Origin of the sequence: Sinomonas sp. G460-2 (assembly GCF_047759905.1) — a bacterium.
Taxonomy (GTDB): domain Bacteria; phylum Actinomycetota; class Actinomycetes; order Actinomycetales; family Micrococcaceae; genus Sinomonas.
Window position 1 is genome coordinate 1 of the sequence record NZ_JBKZWT010000509.1, and the last position, 1,610, is coordinate 1,610.

Genomic DNA, 1,610 nt, shown 5'->3' on the forward strand with positions numbered 1-1,610 from the left:
CGAGGCGGACACCGAGGAGGGCCAGGAGCCCGAGGAGTCCGAGGAAGAGCCGGAAGAGGTGACGTCCCGCCGTCGCCGTCGCCGCCGCCGCGGCGAGTCCGACCTCGAGCTCGAGGGAGGCCTCGACACCGATCCGCCCGGAACCGTGACGCGCGTGCGCGGACCTCGGACGCCCTCGGAGACCACGAGCAACCGGGTCCAGAGCGTCAAGGGCTCCACGCGTCTCGAGGCCAAGAAGCAGCGCCGCCGCGAGTCCCGCGAGTCGGGCCGTCGCCGCCACGTCATCACCGAGGCCGAATTTCTTGCGCGGCGCGAGTCGGTGGACCGCCAGATGGTCGTGCGCCAGAAGGAGGACCGCATCCAGATCGCGGTTCTCGAGGACGGCGTGCTCGCCGAGCACTTCGTGTCGAAGACGCAGCAGGACTCGCTCATCGGCAATGTGTACCTCGGCAAGGTGCAGAACGTCCTGCCGTCCATGGAGGCCGCCTTCGTGGACATCGGGCGGGGCCGCAACGCCGTGCTGTACGCGGGCGAGGTCAACTGGGACGCCGCGGGCCTCGACGGCGCGCCGCGACGCATCGAGAACGCGCTCAAGTCGGGCGATTCGGTCCTGGTCCAGGTCACGAAGGACCCCGTGGGCCACAAGGGCGCGCGCCTCACGAGCCAGATCTCGCTCCCGGGCCGGTACCTCGTGTATGTCCCGGGCGGCTCGATGACGGGCATCTCGCGCAAGCTTCCCGACGTCGAACGCAACCGCCTCAAGCGCATCCTCAAGGATCGCCTGCCGGCCGACGCGGGCGTGATCGTCCGCACGGCGGCCGAGGGCGCGAGCGAGGAGGAGCTCACTCACGACATCAACCGCCTCCGCGCGCAGTGGGACGCGATCCGGAACCAGGCCACGTCCACGAAGGTGCTCGCCCCGGAGCTCCTCTACGCCGAGCCGGATCTCACGATCAAGGTGGTCCGCGACGTCTTCAACGAGGACTTCTCGAAGCTCATCGTGAGCGGCGAGGATGCGTGGGACACCATCGAGGCCTACGTCACGTATGTCGCGCCGGATCTCCTGGGCCGGCTCGAGAGGTACCAGGGCGAGTCGGACGTCTTCGCCGAGTGGCGCATCGACGAGCAGATCCACAAGGCGTTGGACCGCAAGGTCTTCCTGCCGTCGGGTGGTTCGCTCGTGATCGACCGCACCGAGGCCATGACGGTCATCGACGTCAACACGGGCAAGTTCACGGGCTCGGGGGGCAACCTCGAGGAGACCGTGACGAAGAACAACCTCGAGGCCGCCGAGGAGATCGTGCGCCAGCTGCGGCTGCGCGACGTGGGCGGCATCATCGTGATCGACTTCATCGACATGGTGCTCGAGTCGAATCGCGACCTCGTGCTGCGGCGCCTCGTCGAGTGCCTTGGGCGGGACCGCACCAAGCACCAGGTGGCCGAGGTCACGTCTCTTGGCCTCGTCCAGATGACGCGCAAGCGTATGGGCACGGGCCTCCTCGAGGTCTTCAGCGAGACGTGTGAGGTGTGCGGCGGTCGCGGCGTCATCACGCATGAGGAGCCGGTCGAGAAGGGCCGCTCGCAGGGCTCGACGTCGGAGCACCAGCCCG

Annotated in this window: 1 protein-coding gene; it reads left to right on the forward strand. The window is 68.6% G+C overall.

The features are described 5' to 3' along the window. Nucleotides 1–1,610: Rne/Rng family ribonuclease (locus ACLN58_RS21960; protein WP_415857330.1), on the forward strand; the 1,610-nt coding region annotated here is incomplete at both ends.